The sequence below is a fragment of the Streptomyces diastatochromogenes genome (assembly GCF_002242805.1).
Lineage (GTDB): Bacteria > Actinomycetota > Actinomycetes > Streptomycetales > Streptomycetaceae > Streptomyces > Streptomyces diastatochromogenes.
This window is the reverse complement of the sequence record NZ_MCGQ01000144.1, coordinates 1-942: the sequence shown is the minus strand read 5'-3', so window position 1 is coordinate 942 and position 942 is coordinate 1. Positions and strand designations below refer to the sequence as shown.

1 pseudogene is annotated in these 942 nt (G+C 72.3%); it reads left to right on the top strand.

The features are described from left to right. Positions 1-771 (top strand): annotated as a pseudogene (locus BEK98_RS49425) (serine/threonine protein kinase); the annotation flags it as partial. Between the last annotated feature and the right edge of the window lie 171 nt (positions 772-942).

Here is a 942-nt window from a genome sequence, read left to right as displayed (position 1 = left end):
GCCCCGCAGACCACGACGGACACCGCACGCACGGTCCTGGCCCAGGCAGCGGGCCACGGCCCGGCTCGGTCGTGGCTTCCCGGCCGGGCGGGGATGCTGGTGTCGGCGGCGGCCGTGCTCCTGGGCATCCTCCTGACCTACGCCACCCAGCACGCCCAGGCAGCGGATCCGCAGCCGACGGCCAAGGCCCTCGCCACCACCAGCGCCCAGCCCGGCGTGACGTCGCAGGGGCCCACCGCATCGACCTCGTCGGCCCACGCGTCCCCGTCCCCGACCGCCACTGTGTCCCCGAGCCTGTCGCCTTCGGGCACACCGTCTCCGGACACCACCGGCGCCGGCGAGCCTTCGATGTCCGTCACCATGACGCCGTCCGGGGAGGCGACGTCCGACGGTGCGACCACCGACGCGTCACCGACCACCGCTTCCCCCACCGTGCCGGCCGCTCCCGCAGTCAAGGACGTCGCGGTGTCGGCGTTCCGGCAGACGGGTCCATCCACCGCCTCGGCAACCGTCGACATCACCACGGACGGCACCGGACCGATCTCCATCACCGTCTCGTGGTTCACCAGCGATTCCGCAGGAGTGCTCGGCATCCCGGACGGTGCGCCCCAGACCTTCGAACGCAGCGGCGCCACCCAGTACTCGCTCGCCATCGACCACACCTTCCAGAACAAGGGGTGCTACTGGGCGGTGCAGGCCACGACGATCCCGGCCGCCGCCAACGGCGGTGCCTCGCAGCAGCTTCTGACCAGGCAGTGTGACCTCCGATGACCGCTCAGAACGACCGCACCCCGGCACCTGCCGACGACTGCGAGCCCACCCGCGTGCTCGATTCCACCGACGAGCCCACCCGCGTAGTCGACCCCACCGACGAACCCACCCACGTACTGGACCCCAGCGACGAACACGCCCCCACAACGCCGCCCCTTGCCCCCACCGCCG